The organism is Adlercreutzia sp. DFI.6.23 (genome assembly GCF_024462535.1).
Classification (GTDB): domain Bacteria; phylum Actinomycetota; class Coriobacteriia; order Coriobacteriales; family Eggerthellaceae; genus Adlercreutzia; species Adlercreutzia rubneri.
Window position 1 is genome coordinate 1 of record NZ_JANGBP010000448.1, and the last position, 304, is coordinate 304.

Here is a 304-nt window from a genome sequence, read left to right on the forward strand (position 1 = left end):
CTGTTGCTCACCATCAACGATGGCACCCTGGCCAGCTACCTCACCGAGACGTTCCCGACCGACATGCGCTACTCCGGCTTCGCCCTTTCGTTTAACCTGGCGAACGCCATCTTCGGCGGCTCGGCCTCGTTCATCTCGTTCTGGTTGATCGACCTTACGGGCAACGCCATTGCGCCGGCCTGGTACATGGTGGCCATCGCGGTCGTCGCGTTCATCGCCATGTGCATGACACACGATCATTCCGGCAAGAAGCTGGACGACGTGAAGTAAGCTTGTGCTGCCTTGCAGCGACAAACGAAGGGCC

1 pseudogene is annotated in these 304 nt (G+C 59.9%); it reads left to right on the forward strand.

Going from position 1 to position 304, the window contains the following annotated elements:
- Positions 1 to 270 (forward strand): annotated as a pseudogene (locus NE591_RS14080) (MFS transporter); the annotation flags it as partial.
- Between the last annotated feature and the right edge of the window lie 34 nt (positions 271 to 304).